Annotated in this window: 18 protein-coding genes; 4 read left to right on the plus strand and 14 right to left on the minus strand. The window is 43.3% G+C overall.

Annotated elements, in window-relative coordinates; translation table 11 throughout:
- Position 1: 1 nt before the first annotated feature.
- From R7E42_RS05880 to R7E42_RS05925, 10 genes are all read right to left on the minus strand, one after another.
- Complete coding sequence (locus R7E42_RS05880) at positions 2–637, minus strand: YopR family T3SS polymerization control protein (RefSeq protein ID WP_025768115.1); 636 nt, start codon at positions 635–637, stop codon at positions 2–4.
- Positions 634–993 (minus strand): YscG family type III secretion system chaperone, encoded by a 360-nt coding sequence (locus R7E42_RS05885; protein ID WP_005377200.1) that lies wholly within the window; start codon positions 991–993, stop codon positions 634–636. Before R7E42_RS05885 ends, R7E42_RS05880 begins: the two co-directional genes overlap by 4 nt.
- 3 nt (positions 994–996) lie before the next feature.
- Positions 997–1,245 (minus strand): type III secretion system needle filament subunit SctF, encoded by a 249-nt coding sequence (gene sctF / locus R7E42_RS05890; RefSeq protein ID WP_005377199.1) that lies wholly within the window; start codon positions 1,243–1,245, stop codon positions 997–999.
- A gap of 18 nt (positions 1,246–1,263) precedes the next feature.
- Positions 1,264–1,467 carry an EscE/YscE/SsaE family type III secretion system needle protein co-chaperone gene (locus tag R7E42_RS05895; RefSeq protein WP_017821343.1) on the minus strand — a complete coding sequence of 68 codons (204 nt, stop codon included), beginning with the start codon at positions 1,465–1,467 and terminating at the stop codon, positions 1,264–1,266.
- Positions 1,454–2,755, minus strand: coding sequence for a type III secretion system inner membrane ring subunit SctD (sctD, locus tag R7E42_RS05900; protein ID WP_017821344.1), 1,302 nt, complete (start codon positions 2,753–2,755; stop codon positions 1,454–1,456). Before sctD ends, R7E42_RS05895 begins: the two co-directional genes overlap by 14 nt.
- A 5-nt stretch (positions 2,756–2,760) precedes the next feature.
- Entirely contained in the window at positions 2,761–4,635 is a 1,875-nt protein-coding gene (gene sctC / locus R7E42_RS05905; RefSeq protein WP_065274579.1) for a type III secretion system outer membrane ring subunit SctC, read from the minus strand.
- Positions 4,632–5,060, minus strand: a complete 429-nt coding sequence (locus R7E42_RS05910) for a YscB family type III secretion system chaperone (RefSeq protein WP_005377195.1) — start codon at positions 5,058–5,060, stop codon at positions 4,632–4,634. Before R7E42_RS05910 ends, sctC begins: the two co-directional genes overlap by 4 nt.
- Positions 5,061–5,072: 12 nt before the next feature.
- On the minus strand, positions 5,073–6,053 hold the full coding sequence (locus R7E42_RS05915) for a T3SS regulon anti-activator ExsD domain-containing protein (RefSeq protein ID WP_005377193.1): 981 nt from the start codon (positions 6,051–6,053) through the stop codon (positions 5,073–5,075).
- A gap of 147 nt (positions 6,054–6,200) precedes the next feature.
- The gene (locus tag R7E42_RS05920) at positions 6,201–7,061 is read right to left on the minus strand and encodes an AraC family transcriptional regulator (protein WP_005377191.1); all 861 of its coding nucleotides are present in this window, start codon (positions 7,059–7,061) and stop codon (positions 6,201–6,203) included.
- A gap of 609 nt (positions 7,062–7,670) precedes the next feature.
- On the minus strand, positions 7,671–8,084 hold the full coding sequence (locus R7E42_RS05925; protein ID WP_258657492.1) for a YscW family type III secretion system pilotin: 414 nt from the start codon (positions 8,082–8,084) through the stop codon (positions 7,671–7,673).
- 388 nt (positions 8,085–8,472) lie between these two features.
- On the opposite strand from R7E42_RS05925, the gene exsC reads away from it, so the two are divergent.
- Both exsC and exsE2 read left to right on the plus strand, forming a co-directional pair.
- A complete protein-coding gene (exsC, locus tag R7E42_RS05930; RefSeq protein ID WP_005377174.1) occupies positions 8,473–8,919 on the plus strand; it encodes a type III secretion system regulatory chaperone ExsC in 447 nt (148 codons plus the stop codon).
- Between the two features lie 8 nt (positions 8,920–8,927).
- Positions 8,928–9,233 (plus strand): T3SS regulon translocated regulator ExsE2, encoded by a 306-nt coding sequence (gene exsE2, locus R7E42_RS05935; protein WP_017821350.1) that lies wholly within the window; start codon positions 8,928–8,930, stop codon positions 9,231–9,233.
- 126 nt (positions 9,234–9,359) lie between these two features.
- On the opposite strand, the gene R7E42_RS05940 is transcribed toward exsE2, so the two are convergent.
- Positions 9,360–10,880 (minus strand): aldehyde dehydrogenase family protein, encoded by a 1,521-nt coding sequence (locus tag R7E42_RS05940; RefSeq protein ID WP_262645272.1) that lies wholly within the window; start codon positions 10,878–10,880, stop codon positions 9,360–9,362.
- A 239-nt stretch (positions 10,881–11,119) separates the two neighbouring features.
- On the opposite strand from R7E42_RS05940, the gene R7E42_RS05945 reads away from it, so the two are divergent.
- Complete coding sequence (locus tag R7E42_RS05945) at positions 11,120–12,886, plus strand: sigma-54-dependent Fis family transcriptional regulator (RefSeq protein WP_064368463.1); 1,767 nt, start codon at positions 11,120–11,122, stop codon at positions 12,884–12,886.
- Between the two features lie 61 nt (positions 12,887–12,947).
- On the opposite strand, the gene R7E42_RS05950 is transcribed toward R7E42_RS05945, so the two are convergent.
- Positions 12,948–13,085, minus strand: a complete 138-nt coding sequence (locus R7E42_RS05950; protein WP_005377165.1) for a hypothetical protein — start codon at positions 13,083–13,085, stop codon at positions 12,948–12,950.
- A gap of 578 nt (positions 13,086–13,663) precedes the next feature.
- Between R7E42_RS05950 and R7E42_RS05955 the strand changes: the two genes are divergently transcribed.
- Positions 13,664–13,867: a hypothetical protein gene (locus R7E42_RS05955; RefSeq protein WP_005377162.1), complete on the plus strand. Its 204-nt coding sequence runs from the start codon at positions 13,664–13,666 to the stop codon at positions 13,865–13,867.
- A 10-nt stretch (positions 13,868–13,877) separates the two neighbouring features.
- Here the strand turns inward: R7E42_RS05955 and R7E42_RS05960 are convergent, their stop codons facing one another.
- Both R7E42_RS05960 and gnd read right to left on the minus strand, forming a co-directional pair.
- Positions 13,878–14,405, minus strand: a complete 528-nt coding sequence (locus R7E42_RS05960) for a hypothetical protein (RefSeq protein WP_005377161.1) — start codon at positions 14,403–14,405, stop codon at positions 13,878–13,880.
- 226 nt (positions 14,406–14,631) lie between these two features.
- Positions 14,632–16,080: a decarboxylating NADP(+)-dependent phosphogluconate dehydrogenase gene (gene gnd, locus R7E42_RS05965; protein WP_318070768.1), complete on the minus strand. Its 1,449-nt coding sequence runs from the start codon at positions 16,078–16,080 to the stop codon at positions 14,632–14,634.
- Positions 16,081–16,107: the final 27 nt, after the last annotated feature.

Raw genomic sequence — 16,107 nt, forward strand, 5'->3', positions numbered from 1 at the left:
CCTAAGATAAATCTAACTTGTGACTGTGAGTCATGATGTTTTTCACCATCGCATTTTTTTGGATCATGAAGCTAAGTTCATCACGAACCATGTCCAGTGTTGATGCCATATCAGGTAACGACTTCAACTCTGCCCAGCAATGCCATAAGGCTTGTTCTTTCTGGGCACCCAGTGGAAAATGCTGCGCTAGCATTGCTTTTAGTGCTGTTTTATCAGCAGGTGGTTCGGCAATAAGCTGTCCCGAAAAATTCCCTAGTAACTCCTGCTTCAACACCTTTAACAAATCAGATTGTGGCTGCTCGTTGCCTTTTGCACTCTTCGCCTCATGAAAGGCGTACCACATTGCCTCTCGTTTAACTTGAGGGTCGGAGAACGCTTCATTTAACGATGATAAGACACTTTGTTTACTGACAACCTCTGCGTCTTTTAATGATTCGTACCACGCTTTAATCTCCGCCAGTTTGGCTTCTGTTTTCTCTAGCGTCTCTTTTGGAGAAACATGTGAAACTTGCTCTTGCTTGTCACTTCGCTCCATGAGTGCTTTCATCTTGTCTTCATCGCTCCGCTCATAATGGCGCGACTCCGACTGACGCAAAGATTGGTGTTGAAGACTTAGGTTGCTTGAATCAATGATCATCCAAGATTCCTAATGTCCTGAGAAAAGCTCGCAGCAAATGCTTGGCTTTCTTCGCTTCCTTGTGACGCAAGTTCTACCCAGCTTTCCGCTTTGCTCAGTAAACCGGCTTTGGCAGAAGCAAGAGCCGCTAAGCTGATCAGATCTGGATAGGCGTTACAAAGTGGTTCGAGTAATTGATGAGCCTCTTCATACAAGCCTTTATTCATGAGGCTCATTGCACGAATCATCGCAACGGTCTCTTCAGAACCAGAGCTTGCTTCAAGGCCATCTGCAATCGTGTTGGCTTCTTGATGACGATGCATACCTGTTGCCATCAGCGCGATTTCAGCCAGCAGTTGGCGCGTTTCTCGTTCCATGCTTTACACCTTCTGGAGAATCGACTGCATCACATCTTTAATCGCACGAGTGGTGGTCGCATTGATATTGTAAACAACAGACCATTTGTTGATCGCGTGCTGAAGCTCGGCAAGCTTTGATGGATCATCGGCATTGGTTTCTAGGTTCTTGATGGCTGCCGTCACTTCTGTGTTAGCATCTTTCGCTTGTTGTTCTAACTTAGCTTTAACATCATCAAGGTTTACACTGTTACTAGCATCGTAAAATGACATAAGACTTCCTCGTATTTTTTAGTTAGCTTCGTATGATTCAACGACCGCATAGGCGGCTGTGTAAGCTTCATACTGTTTGAGTAGCAATTGGTACTGCTGTGGTGAGCACCCTAAATCCAACTGACGTTTCACCACCGCTTGTGCTTCTAAGAGCTTGCTCTTAATCTTGTGCACTTCCGCACCGTTTGTGTCGTTATTTAAAATTTGTTCAAGATTTGTCATTGTTCGTCTCGCCTTCATATCCGAGTTCTATTGTTATCACCCGCCCGCCTTTAACCAACTCAATACCAGCAGGTGTAACACTGGATATTCGGTAGCCCTGAGGCGTTCTTGCACCGACCATATAGCGAACGTTATCGGTCAGAATCACATATGGAACCTGGCCAAAGTTAACGCTACGAAACGGGAAATCGATGTTGGTGCCTTTACTCACCTTAGGTATGGATTTCAAAACTAAGTACGGTTTCTCACCATATTGTTCCCGGAAGTCTCGGGTCACACCGTAAAATCGAGTCGTTTCGATATCATCAAGCTCACCACGAACTTCGATGCGATCACCGCTGGTGACCAACTGGACTTTTTTCAGTAGCTCCGCATCCGTCAATAACGCTTTTAGCGTATCCATGTAGGCACCCGCTCGCTGCAGTTCAACCTTCCACGCAACAAGACCAGGCACGTCTCGCTCCAAAATTTGTTCAACTTGGTTCCAGCGGCTGGCATCATCGATATAGCCCGTCAGCAGCAGTGTGCCGGTCTCATCGCCATTTTCGACTTTCACTTGGTGATAGCCGAGGTTGCGCAAAATAAATCGAACCCCGCGACGGATTTCTTCCATCGTTCTTAAGTCACTTTTGTAATTGATGCCCAATACATCAATTCGACCAAGCAGATCGAGTTTCTGTGTTCGGTCTTCAACATAGCCCTCTAAGACTGCTTGGCGTGCGGCGGCATTCCATTCCACGCGAACGTCGCTAAGTTTGAGCTCGCCTAAGATGTTACGTACCAAAACAATGGGTTCTGCTTCTGTAACAATTTCATTGTTGTTTCCGTTAGCTTGGCTGTACCACATACCGGCAAAAATGACACTCGGGACAAAACTACAAAGCAAAGCGATGAGCGTTGTTTTTTTCCAGCTAGAGCGTTGCACAGCAACCACAGGTGTATTCTGTTGGCTAGATTCGTCGCTGACGTTACTCACAATTAACGCATCTTCCGCGTATCCCAGAGCGAACTTCACAACGCCGACCGAGACAACAGCATGGCGTGACAACTCGATACCATCACCTGCAACAGCGATGTCTTCACTGTTAATATTTGCCTCTTCGCAGCCTCGTAAAATGACCGAGTCTTGCTGGCAAACGAGGGTGAAATGGTTCGCTTCGACCCCAGCATCAGACAGTACAAGATCAGCAATAAAGTCGTCACTGCCAAGCACGAGAGCACCTTCAGGTAAGGTGACTTCTACTCCGGTATGCACGCCTGATAAAATACGAATTTTCCATTGCTGCATCGCGGTTAAGACTCCTCTGAAGGGCGCACACACTCACTTTGTGAGTCATCACATTCCAATACTTTCACCCGCCAACCCTTTTGCCCTGTTGGTAATCGGCACTGCGTTAATTGAGACGACTTTTGCTGTGACAATAAGTCTTGTTGATAGCGCTCGGCTTGAACCCTCGATGTGCAGCTATATACTTCCACTACCGATTTAAATTCAGCGCTATTGTTGGAGATGTTGTTAAGCTTGCCGATACTTGGTCGCAAGTCATATTCGTTGCCAATCAACACACTATCGCCAATACCATCCACAACAATTCGAGGTTCTAAAATAAACATTCGTACTGTGCGGCGCTTAGTATTGGTATTACTTCTAAACAGCGCGCCTAAATATGGGATGTCTCCTAGCAATGGCACTTTACGTAACTGATGGCTCACTTCATCTCGGTACACACCACCGATAAGTAAGCTTTGCCCTTGTTTAACCGTCGCTAAGGTGCTGATTTCAGTTTTACGAACGGAAGGAAGATCATCGACGCCACCATCAGCGATCTTTGCACCGTCTTCGAGATGAAGGCTCAGGTTAATTTCAGGTCGTGCAGCAAATCTATCACCAACGATACGTGGGACAATTCTCAGTAACGTGCCATACGTGACCTCTTCCAGCGCTGCGGTTTCTTTACCAACCAGCTTGACGTAAAACGTGCTGCTGTTGTTCAGTACCGCTTCGACATTTTCCTGAGTTAACAATGTTGGTCTTGAAACCACTTGAGCACTGCCTTTGGATTCCAATAAACGAATTTGAGCCAGCAAGTAATTTAGGTTGGTTGAATCAAGCAAGGACTTAAAGTTCTGTCCACTGCCGAGCGTCACATCCCCCGAATTCACATCACCTGTTGTTTTGATATCGACAATGCGGTTGTTTCCGACAGACACTCCTGCTCGCCAATCCACGCCTAACTGACTTAAATCGTTGGCACTGATATCGACAATCGATAGCGCGACTTCAATTCTTGATTGCGGCTGGTCTAATTGCGCGACCAGTTTACGATAGAGCGGTAATCGTGCTTGAGTATCACGAACGATAATCGCATTAAGGCCCGGCTCTGCTTCAACTGTTGCGCCACCATGAACTGAGGCGGTTTTATTACTTTTTACAGGCTTATCTGAACTGGTAACTTCTTTGCTAGACGCACTCGTCACTTGAGTTTGAACACCAGACACGACCCGTTTTAACACCGATGCGATGCCAGGGACCGTAATTGTCTGATCTCGATATGCAATTTCTCTATCCGTTGCAGAAGCGTACTTCAAAGGAATTATCTCAACGAATAATTCGTCGGTTGAATTCGATTTCTGCAGCAAGCGCGTTTCCAATGCCTCCGCCGTTTGTACCACTAAGTCGACATAACGTGGAGGACCCGCAAGATAGACTAACCCTTTGCTCTCAGCAGCTCTCCAACCATAACGAGAATCCCAAACGCCGGTGGAAATTAACGTACTGCGTAGCTCTCTAGCCGTAAGTAATTCCAATTGAAGTAAACGTGAGCGAGTTTCTGTCGCCTTATAGACATGTAAGACGGCACCATCGAAATACCACATCAAGTTGTACACTTGCGATAAGTAATCGAGGAATTCCGCCGGATCTTCAGGGGTAAAACGCCCATTCACTCGATCGTTGACTTTGTCACTAACAGAAACCGAGACACGATAATTTGCACCGAAGTTATTCAACAACTCTTTTAATGAGTCATTATCTGCATAGTAGCGGAACGGTTGTTCGGGCCAGTGTAAGTCTGTTGCTTGCGCGTATCCCAAAGGAACAACACTCACTGCGCATAACAATGCCTTTGTTGCAGCACGCCTAATGTTGGGAAAGATTTTTAGCATCATGGTAACCACACTGTATGGTTGATTGTGTGGTTCACGCGTTCTTGTTCCAATAATGCAATGTAACGCTCACATAGATTGACGTGCTTAGAAAGCAAAGCAGAGAACCGTTCCACCGAACAGTCCTCAACCCGTACTTTACTTTGCAAAATCAATTGCTGATCATCATTGGTTGTCAGTACGCCGCCATCCTCACGAATGGTTTTTAATGAGAGCTGCATGCAACGTTGTAACGCTTGTTCTTGTTGATAATCTAGATGCTCTTTAAACTGGAAGGGTAACGTCGCTTCCCATAAAATCCATGACGCATGTTGCTTGATGGTCAGTGATAACTGGTCAACCTCGATGTTGTAAGAACCATTTTCTGAGGCAATAAAATCCCCTACCTTTAGCGCTTCCGCTAAAGATTTCATCATCTTATCTAACATTTAACGCCCTATTTAGATCTGGCTGAGGTGATTGCAAGCCTGGCCGCACTGACCACTTTGAGTATCAAAATAGTAGTGATCGATATCACCAACAGTTTGCATGTTCTTGAACCATTGCCATACTTTCGCAACCGCATTTTGGTCGTTGTAAACCACATCGCATGCATCCCAAACTTCGTTCAGCTCAGGGGCTTCAAGTCGCACTTCCGAACACCAATTTTTCCACTCAGAAATAAATTGTTCGGTTGTAGAGGTGTACTCCGCGAACCCTTTCAGCTCGTCTAAAGACGGTTGCCACTTCTCAATTAACAAACGATGACATTCAATCACTTGCAACTGTTGTTCGCTTAACGTCCCAAGTTGCTTTTTAAGTTGATGCTGCTGGCTCTTAATAAGATCGAGTTGCTGTTGAACAAAGACGGCACTGGTGTCTTCCCCTGATAGCTTCGACCAATATTCCTTCTGAATATCGAGTTGATTGATAAGTTGTTCAACTTTAATCGAAGCATGAAGAGCACTTTGATCGACTTGTCGGTTAATCCACTCGTTGAGTGATAAATGGAAACAAAGCATCAACGTTTTTGGGACAGCCAAATTAAAGCGAAAGCCCAGACGAGAGTTGATGTAGTCCAGCCTTTGTTCGAACGTTGTGATTGTGCTGCTATCACTGAGCTGCGATCCAATTTCCAAAAATAAACGCATGGCAAACCGGTCTATCGAAGCACCAAGTTTTTGATACGTTTTAACTAACTGGCTAGCGCATAGGCTATCGACGACATTTCTATCCAACAAGCGTTGAAGTAAAGATAACTGCTCATAATTTATGACGCCTTCACTCAACAATTGTCGGTGATTGACGTGCACAACATTGAGATCCTGCGTAGGTTTCGAGGCGCTTTCATAACGAGCTCCTCTTTGTAAAACAGTCACTTTCCGCTGTGTCACTATGCTGTCTGGAAAAAGCGAACGGCGTCGCCAATGCTGCTTTTTCATTTATGTTCGTCTCCGCACCCCTTTCGAACAATCCAGAAAGAAAGAGATGTAATAATTTTAATCGTTCGTTGTTACACGATACATAATAGAATTTACACTGGTGAGTGACTTTCAAAATTAGTCAGAAAATTTTAGTCCCAAGTCATTTCATTTCGCGATAGCCACTTGATCGTCTCCCGAACGTACGCGGCTTGGGGTCGTTCCAAAACGACGACGGTAACTCTGCGTAAAGTAAGACTGACTGGAAAACCCTGCCTCCATCGCCACATCTACGATGCTCATCTTGCTCGTCAACAGCAGTTTATGAGCATGCAGTAGTCGACGCTCACTGATCCAAGCTCTTGGAGAAATGCCATAGTGCTCATTAAAAAGCTCTTTAAAAGTGGTTAAGCTGGCACCAAACTCCTGCGCGTAGTCTGTCAACTTCCATTCTTTTAAGTAATGCTGTTCCATAAATCGACGTAACCGTTCCGACGTACGGTTTGTTTGTTGTGACAGCAACGCATACAGTGATTCTCCTCCTTTGCTGTGTAGCAAGAGAATGAGTAGTTCTTCGTATTTTAGGCACATAATGGCATCAGGGTACGCTTGTTGCTCAAGCGTCTGCATGCTAGAAAGCACTTGTTCAACGAGTATGTTCAAACCAAAAGTAAACAAACCAGAACAAACTTTGTCTACCTTAGGCAGCATCATCAAGAGATCACTGTGTTTTTGCAGCAACTGACTAACGAGTTCATTGTCGTAGGCAATGATCGACGCTTTGTATGCCCCATCTAGCGGAGAGTACTCTAACAAGTAATCCCCTTGGGATAGAAATACCCCATTTTCTGCAGCAACATCGATTGTGCAATCACCTGTTTGAACTCGAAGCTGACCATTGTGAACGACAACAATGTGAGACTGGTCTGAGTGAAATACTTCGTCAGATTTTTCATAGCAGGAAAAACTACGAATTTTTCGTGAACTCGAGTCGACCCTTTCTGAGTTTAGTTGGCCTGACACATCCATTTTCTACCCTTCATTATTTTGAGTTTCTCAGTGCAAATGTTGAGAAACTTTCAAAGCACTACTTTGATTGTTGTTATTTCTAAGTACTGCTGTATGAATTAAAGAAGCAAAGAAAAGAGCATAGAAGTTCTATCACTTACCATACCCCCCGAATAATTAGCGAATAACCCAAGCATTACCTTTACCTAAAGGTAAAAGTTTGACTTAGTAAATTTCTGCTGTCCGTCTTTATTATTTTTATCAGATAGCGTTTATCATTAGCCAAAACTTAAATATCATTTGGTTATTTAAGTTTGGTTGTTTTGTTATACATTAGAATACAATTAAATAGATTTCGGCATCGTTTCGAGAACAAAATTAAATTTCCAAAATCATAAAAATGTATGTTTTATAGCCTAAAACGCCAAGCCAACGTGTTCAAGGAGCGAGATATAATCATAAAAAATACTGTTTTTGCAACAAGTATGAGTCTAAAAAACAACTGACCCGATGACTTCAAAGTCATGTAATTAATGTTTATAAAAGACAACAAATCTTTCACAAAAGGAAAGATATAGTCTTTATTTTTATAAATTAGAAAATTCTAATAAAAATGTAGTACTTAAAATTTTATCTGTTTATTTTTGGAACAAGAATCAAGTTTTCTTGTTTATTTCCCTCTAAAAATAAATAGTTCTTTTCTTTTTCCGCAACGAGCTCACCGTTTGAATAAAGCTTTCCAATAATCTTCATTTTTCCTTCACCAGCTTGAATTGGTGCAATTAAAAACGAATACTGCACAGGCAACTGAACGCCTTGGTATCTCTGAGATGCCGATTTAAAACATTGATTATCAATAATTTTACATATTTCCACTTCAAGAGAAGTAATCGAAGGTGGAAAGTAGCCGTCGACAGAAACCCAACCATAGACTGATGCCTGACTCTGTGTATCAAAGCCATCCACCCCATTAACGGACACAGTCTGACTGCACCCACTCAGTATGAATAACCCAATAAAACCAGCCCATATAGAATTGTTCATTATGACCCCATAAACTTATTTTATATAATCTAGCTCATTTGAAATTCACACAATTCTTTATGTAAAAATATAAAAGATCAACTTATATTTATACTACAAGCGGACAATAAATCGCATTTTTCAACAACACGTAGTTAACATGGACTGTAATTTCAAAAGCAGTTTCTGCTCACTTTCATTCCTTCCTTAATTGAAGTTTATTAGAGAAAAATGATATTCATATATCTCATTGCCATTGAGATATGCATCTGAACACATTTACTTTTGCCTTTCTATTTCTCTCAACACATTTAAAAGCCAAAATATAATAACAACCGACTAATATTGATAAACATGAAGAGATACATCTAATATTTTCCTTGATAAAATTTCAAAAGGGACTATTCCTATGTCAGCACGCCAAACTATCGATGAGATTTTGCTAAAGTTTGCTCATCAAATAGGCTTGCCTGCACTGCATCTAACGGAAAATGAAGTAAGCTTAGCCTTTGATGATAATCTAAGGGTGCATATCATCTTTCATCCTGAATCGACAACTCTGCAGCTCGAAGCTGAGATTGTTGGCCTTCAAATTGTAAATTCCGATCTTTATCGTTCTTTTTTGGCCTTTAATTATCACTGGCCTGAGCACCAGTTATTTTTTAGTTTAGATAACCACCGACACGTCCTATGTTTAAACCGACTCATTAACATTAGGCGACTGGATTACGAATATTTTGAAACAGCTTTAGCAGAATTGCTGACGCACAGCGAGTCGTGGGAAGCGTTATTGTCTTCTCATGTAACTATTGATGAGGCACCACCGATGCCACAAACTTTAGACTTGAGAGTTTAGGTGTCTTTATGTCCAATGACATCCAATCCACATACACCAATTCATCGGTTCATGACGTTCAACAAGCGCAGCAAAGTGATGCAGTGCCGCAAGGAACGTTTCATGGCCGTAAAGTCACCCTACTCTCCTCATCAGAAAGCAGTCTGATGCGAACAAGCTCTAAAAGAGAGCTTGGTGAATGTTTAAATCAATTTGCCAGTCTCGAATCTTGCAATCGCGTTTTGGACTTTGATCCGCAACTCAACATTGACAAGCAAAACGCCGCCGTAGAAAAGCTTATGGAACGAAAAGTGGCGATAATTCAACGTTCCTGATATCACAATATAGGCAGGTTAAACATCTAAGTTAACCTTCAGCCGACAAGCTCACGCTAATAAAAAACCCCGAAGATTCGGGGTTTTGATTCATACTGCTTTTTCTTTATTAATTACTTAGTTTCACTAGAAGAAGCCTAACGGGTCGATGCTGTAGCTAATCAGCAAGTTCTTCGTGTTCTGGTAGTGATCCAGCATCATCTTGTGCGTTTCGCGCCCGATACCCGATTTTTTGTAACCACCGAACGCTGCGTGTGCAGGGTAAGCGTGGTAACAGTTAATCCAGATTCGACCAGCTTCAATATTACGGCCCATACGATATGCGACGTTCGCATCACGTGTCCAAACACCTGCGCCTAAGCCATATTCAGTGTCGTTTGCGATTTCCAACGCTTCAGCCTCATCTTTGAATTTGGTGATAGCAATCACTGGGCCAAAGATTTCTTCTTGGAAGATTCGCATCTTGTTGTGGCCTTCCAACATGGTTGGCTGAATGTAGTACCCCTGGTTGATAGACTCTGGCTGTTCTGACACTCCACCACCAAAGACCACTTTTGCGCCTTCTTCACGGCCGACTTCCAGGTAACTTAAAATCTTATCAAACTGTTCTTGAGAAGCCTGAGCACCAACTTGAGTATCGGTATCGAGCGGATTACCTTGTTTAATCAGCTGTGCACGTTCCGTCAGTTTCTCTACAAACTTGTCATAAATCGCTTCATGAACCAGTACGCGAGATGGACAAGTACAAACTTCACCTTGGTTGAAGAAACCAAGTAACGTACCTTCGATACACTTATCAAGATACTCATCTTCGTAATCGAAGATATCTGAGAAGTAGATGTTTGGAGATTTACCACCTAACTCAACTGTCGATGGGATCAGGTTGTCTGCTGCACATTTCAGAATGTGGTTGCCAACTTGCGTAGACCCGGTAAACGCGAGTTTCGCAATGCGGTTGCTGGTTGCTAATGCTTGACCCGCTTCAGAACCATATCCGTTTACAACGTTGATGACACCAGGAGGAAGAAGGTCACCGATTTTTTCCATCAGAACCAGAATGGATGTTGGGGTTTGCTCTGCTGGCTTCAATACCACACAGCAACCCGCCGCTAGTGCCGGTGCTAGTTTCCAAGCCGCCATCAACATTGGGAAGTTCCACGGAATAATTTGACCAACCACACCAATCGGTTCTGGGAAGTGGTAGCTTGCGGTGTGCTCATCCAGTTCTGCCGCACTGCCTTCTTGTGCGCGAATACAGCCAGCGAAGTAACGGAAGTGATCCACTACTAAAGGTAAATCTGCCGCCAAGGTTTCGCGAACTGGTTTGCCGTTTTCCCAAGTTTCTGCAACTGCAAGCTCTTCTAGATGCTGCTCAATACGGTCAGCAATTTTCAGCAAGATGTTCGAACGTTCTGTCACGCTGGTTTTGGCCCATTTTGCTCTGATGTTATGCGCGGCATCCAGTGCTAAATTAATATCTTCCTCGCCAGAGCGAGCAACTTTACAATACGCTTGTCCGTTGATTGGTGAGATATTGTCAAAGTACTCACCACCCGTTGGTTTTACCCATTCCCCACCGATAAAGTTATCGTAATGCGATTTAAAGTTAACAATGGCATTTTCACTACCTGGCTGTGCATAGATCATAACTCTTCCTTTTGTTTCTCGTTCAATGTGTTATTGCAGTGTCGTATCGCACTGTTCACAAAGAGCATTACGCAAGTCACACGCCAACTACGCCACACTTGTTGTTAACTAAATGTAAAACTATGATTACCAAGCGATAACAAACCAAGTGAGCGATGTTTGAGCGGATGTATGGTGTGAACACCAATGTTCAAGTGTTCCAAAATGGCACACCCTCACTGTGACAAAATGGTACAGTCATGGAACTTCAACATATTAGCGATAACAATTGGCTTTCAACTTCATGGGTCAGAAGTGAACAAGCGGGTTTAAAACAGCGTCGACGCCCTGAAGATATTCGAGTAACGCCAGCGACGCTCCAAGATAGGCGTCACCAACTCAATTTTTTGCTAGAGACAGTCACTCAATTTGCGCTCCCTTTGTTTAATCAGCTATTTGCTCATAGCGACAGTCGCTTAATTTTGACGGATTCAGATGGTGTCATCATCGGCAGTTGGGGACAGCCTAGATTTCGTGAAAAGTTAACGGAAATCTCGCTAAGCTCTGGTGCATGCTGGCAAGAAAAGGTCAAAGGCACCAACGCGATTGGTACAGCCTTGGTTGAAGCAAAGCCCGTTTCTGTTATTGGTGATCAGCACTTTATCCAACACCATCGTTTTATTAGCTGTTCGGCTAATCCTATTTTCGATCATCTTGGTAACCTCATTGGCGTATTAGATATTACGAGCGAGCAAAAGAGACATGACTTCTCAACGCAAGTACTAGTACAAAACATGGTCCAGCAAGTGGAGAATCAACTACTTAACTTGATTCCACAAGGGCATATTCGTGTGGATTTAGCGTGCGAAAAAGGTTTACTGAATAGTGGTTGGCAAGGAATTATCATTGCAAATGAAGACGGACAAGTTTTGGCTCACAATCAAGTAGCCTCTCAACTTTTTGCGCAAAAAAGTATCATTGGGCAATCCTTAGACGACATTCTATCCACTCGGGGAAATGAGCACCCTTTCGTTTTCAAAACAAAACCGCTTACCGATAAAGATAGCAAGGTCAAGTCTCGTGCTGTAGCGGCGTCCAATGATCTTCATTATGGCGACTCCGCTGTTGAGCACTGTTGGCAGCAAGCCAATCGCGTCATCGATAAAGACATCAGTTTGTTGATTCTCGGAGAGACTGGTGTTGGCAAAAACGAGTTTGTGAAAGCGCTCCATAAAAACAGCCAGAGAAAAACGGGACCGTTGGTTTCCGTCAACTGCGGAGCGCTACCAAAAGATCTGGTTGAATCTGAATTGTTTGGCTACGTAGCCGGTGCCTTTACTGGCGCAAACAGCAAAGGCTATCAGGGAAAAATTCGCCAAGCGCACAAAGGGATTTTGTTTCTGGATGAAATCGCGGATTTACCCTTGGAAGCTCAAAGCCGCTTGCTCCATGTATTGCAAGATAAAACCGTGCTTCCCGTGGGTTCAAACCAAAGTATTCAAGTCGATACGCAAATCATTGCAGCCACGCATAAAGATCTGGAACATTTGGTCAGCGAAGGATTGTTCCGCCAAGATTTGTATTATCGCCTTAATGGCTTGATCATTGAGCTACCTCGCTTTGAGGAACGTGATGACAAACGACAACTGATAGAGAACATTCATCGGCGTCACGCCGAATCTGAACAACAGCTTTGCCCTCACCTACTTTCTCTGATGCTGTCTTACTCATGGCCAGGAAATTTGCGTGAACTCGATAGTTTAATCAAAGTATCCGCCTTAATGGCGCAAGGTGAAGAAATATTGGAACTCACACACGTCCCAGCCCACCTAAGTAAGAAACTCAGCCAAGCTCAAGAAGGGGCAGCATCCGCTGAACCAACTTCAGAACTGCGTGCAACCGTCGAAGATAAGTTGCTCAAAACATATCAAGCCAATCAGGGGAACATTAGCAAAACGTCTCGTATGCTTGGTGTGAGCCGAAATACCATTTACAGAAAGTTGAAAAGCCTTGGCATATTAAGTTAATTCTACGACCTCAGATACAAAAAGAGCACCGTTGCGGTGCTCTTTCTCTTTGAAACCTAGCTTACAGGCCGCCTTGTTGTTGCGCCTGTTTTACTAATGCCTGACGTTGAGTTTCCTTCTCAGAGATCACTTGATTGTCCTTGTGCATTTCCTGTTCCAATTCTGCTGGAATGAAAACAAAGTACTTGTTAAGAGTCATCTTAGAACCTCAATTTGCTGTGTTAATTACCTTCTTGGTCGACGTAAACAAAACCAGAAAAACATGTTTTACTGGATCCTTGTTGCTAGTTTCAAAAAATAAAGGATGTTCATATAATAAACATCCTCCATGTGGGCGATAATTATAGGCGTAGTTTAAAGGCTTACCTAGCACTCTTTTTCACCTTTTGTGCAATCTGAGTTTCGATCGAAAAACGGATTTAGTTGCCCGTAATTACTAAGGTATTGTTAAAAAGAGAAAAAAGCTTTTACTGTAACTGACGACAGGGATGAGCTTACGAGTGTAGGTTCACTTGCAATTGTGTATCGTAGAGTTCGAATACGATAATAATAACGCTACATGCCCTTAATCTGTGTAGTTAAAAACTTTGAAGTGATAGACAACCGAAGTCATATCTGTGCAACTCAGTTTAACGATTTGTCTACCAGTTCAATATTTCACCTTTTTTGAGAAATCTTTAGCCACTTTTTTGTGTGAAACGCCCCAAAAGAGCAGACAATTAAAAGTGTGGCATATGACCACAATTGTCTATCCCCACTTAGCTTCGGGAGGCGTTTATGAAAAGTAACAAACTTGGCCATGTGATGTCTTTCAGCAGGATGTTTTCCTTCATCGCATTCTTGACGGCCACATTCGCATGGATTCTCAGCATGTACGCCCTATTTACTGTTTCTTTAGTGGCTCTTGTGGTCAGTGCAATTCTCTACCTAAAAGACAGGTTTTATCAAAACAAGAAAACGACCACTGAAAAGAGCGCCTAGGCGCTCTTTTCTATTGAATGTCATTTCTGTGTGACTTGATATAGTTATCAATCCGTTCGAGTTCGTGAAAATAACCATACATACCAATACGATTAATTTCTGGTTCTATACAGTATTTTTCTTCTTTTACCATAGCTTCTACAAACATTCCGCTTGATGCAATTGTGAAAGGTGGACACGCTGAGTAACCATTATTTTCTGCAATATACTTCAATCGCCCAAATTCAAAAATTTGACCTGGAATAGCAACGATAAGGGACAAGACAATTGTTATAGTTATCACTTTAATCGGCACTTTGACTAACTGAGTCATTCGATCAAATAAAATATAGACCAATAATGTAGGGCACAAGAGTAAGCTTGCGATACTTAAAACATATGACGCATCAATGTAGACCACTTGAAAACCACTACTGAGCTGAAGCGGTAGAGATTCGAAAACGAAATGATGATAAAGGCGATAGATGGAGTAAGTAATCAGTAATATGAACATAAGCAACACGAAAGCTGTGTGAAATGGATGCTTCTGTTGTGTCATTTCTATTACCTTATAGTTGAGGAGACGGCAGAGAGCGGCTTAGCTTCACTCTTCGAAGAGAAATATTAAACTGCTAGCAAATGCATGCTCTCCCATTTCTGAGAAGTGCGTGACGAATCAACGTTTAATGTAACTTTTAAATCTACCAATATCTTACAGACACAAAAAAGGATGCCACTTGGGCATCCTTTTATATCTTTATATTTAGTCGGTTTACTTAAAACGATTACACGTCGTAAGTTGTAGACGCTGTGTCGCCGCCTGTACCAGTCCAGTTAGTGTGGAAGAATTCACCACGTGGACGGTCAATACGCTCATAAGTGTGAGCACCGAAGTAGTCACGTTGAGCTTGAAGCAGGTTCGCTGGTAGACGAGCTGTTGTGTAACCGTCTAGGAAAGATAGCGCAGAAATCGTACATGGCATTGGGATACCAGACTCTAGAGACTTCGCTGCTACTTTACGCCATGCTGCTAGGCTGCCTTGTAGGATGTTTTTGAAGTACTCATCAGAACCTAGGAATGCGATGTCTGGATTCGCTTCGTACGCATCACGGATGTTGCCTAGGAACGCAGAGCGGATGATACAACCACCACGCCACATTAGTGCTACGTTACCGTAGTTTAGGTCCCAACCGTTTTCGTTCGATGCTTCGCGCATTAGCATGAAGCCTTGAGCGTAAGAGATGATCTTAGAAGCTAGTAGCGCTTGACGTAGTGCATCAACCCACTCTTGCTTGTCGCCTTCAACTGGAGTGATTGTCTTACCGAATAGAGATTCAGCTTCAACACGTTGGTCTTTCAGTGCAGATAGACAACGAGAGAATACAGACTCAGAGATAAGTGTTAGTGGAATACCTAGGTCTAGTGCGTTAATACCAGTCCATTTACCAGTACCTTTTTGGCCTGCTGTGTCTAGGATCTTCTCAACTAGAGGCTCACCGTCTTCATCTTTGTAGCCAAGGATGTCAGCAGTGATTTCAACAAGGTAGCTGTCTAGCTCAGTCTTGTTCCAATCAGCGAATACTGCTTGCATCTCGTCAGCAGACATACCAAGACCGTCTTTCATGAACTGGTAAGCTTCTGTGATAAGCTGCATGTCACCGTATTCGATGCCGTTGTGTACCATCTTAACGAAGTGACCTGCACCGTCGTTACCAACCCAGTCACAACATGGCTCACCAGCGTCAGTTTTCGCAGCGATACCTTGGAAGATAGGCTTAACCGCTTCCCATGCTTCAGCAGCACCGCCAGGCATGATAGATGGACCGAAGCGCGCACCTTCTTCACCACCAGATACACCAGTACCGATGAAGTGGATACCTTTTTCACGTAGTGCAGCAACACGACGGTTTGTATCTGGGTAGTTAGTGTTACCACCGTCAATAATGATGTCGCCTTTGTCTAGCAGAGGTACTAGCGCTTCGATGAACTTGTCTACAACGTCACCAGCGCGAACCATCAACATTACTTTACGCGGCGTTTCTAGCTTCTCTACTAGTTCTTCTAGAGAGTATGCACCGATGATGTTCGTGCCTTTTGCTGGACCCTCCAGGAACTCGTCTACTTTAGCAGCAGTACGGTTGTGAGCAACCACTTTAAAGCCGTTATCGTTCATGTTTAGGATAAGGTTTTGACCCATTACTGCTAGGCCAATTACACCGATATCACCTTTCATTGTTTCTCTCCAATTTTATTTCATCGA

It is taken from the genome of Vibrio sp. Vb1337 (assembly GCF_033338715.1).
GTDB classification, from domain to species: Bacteria; Pseudomonadota; Gammaproteobacteria; order Enterobacterales; family Vibrionaceae; genus Vibrio; species Vibrio alginolyticus.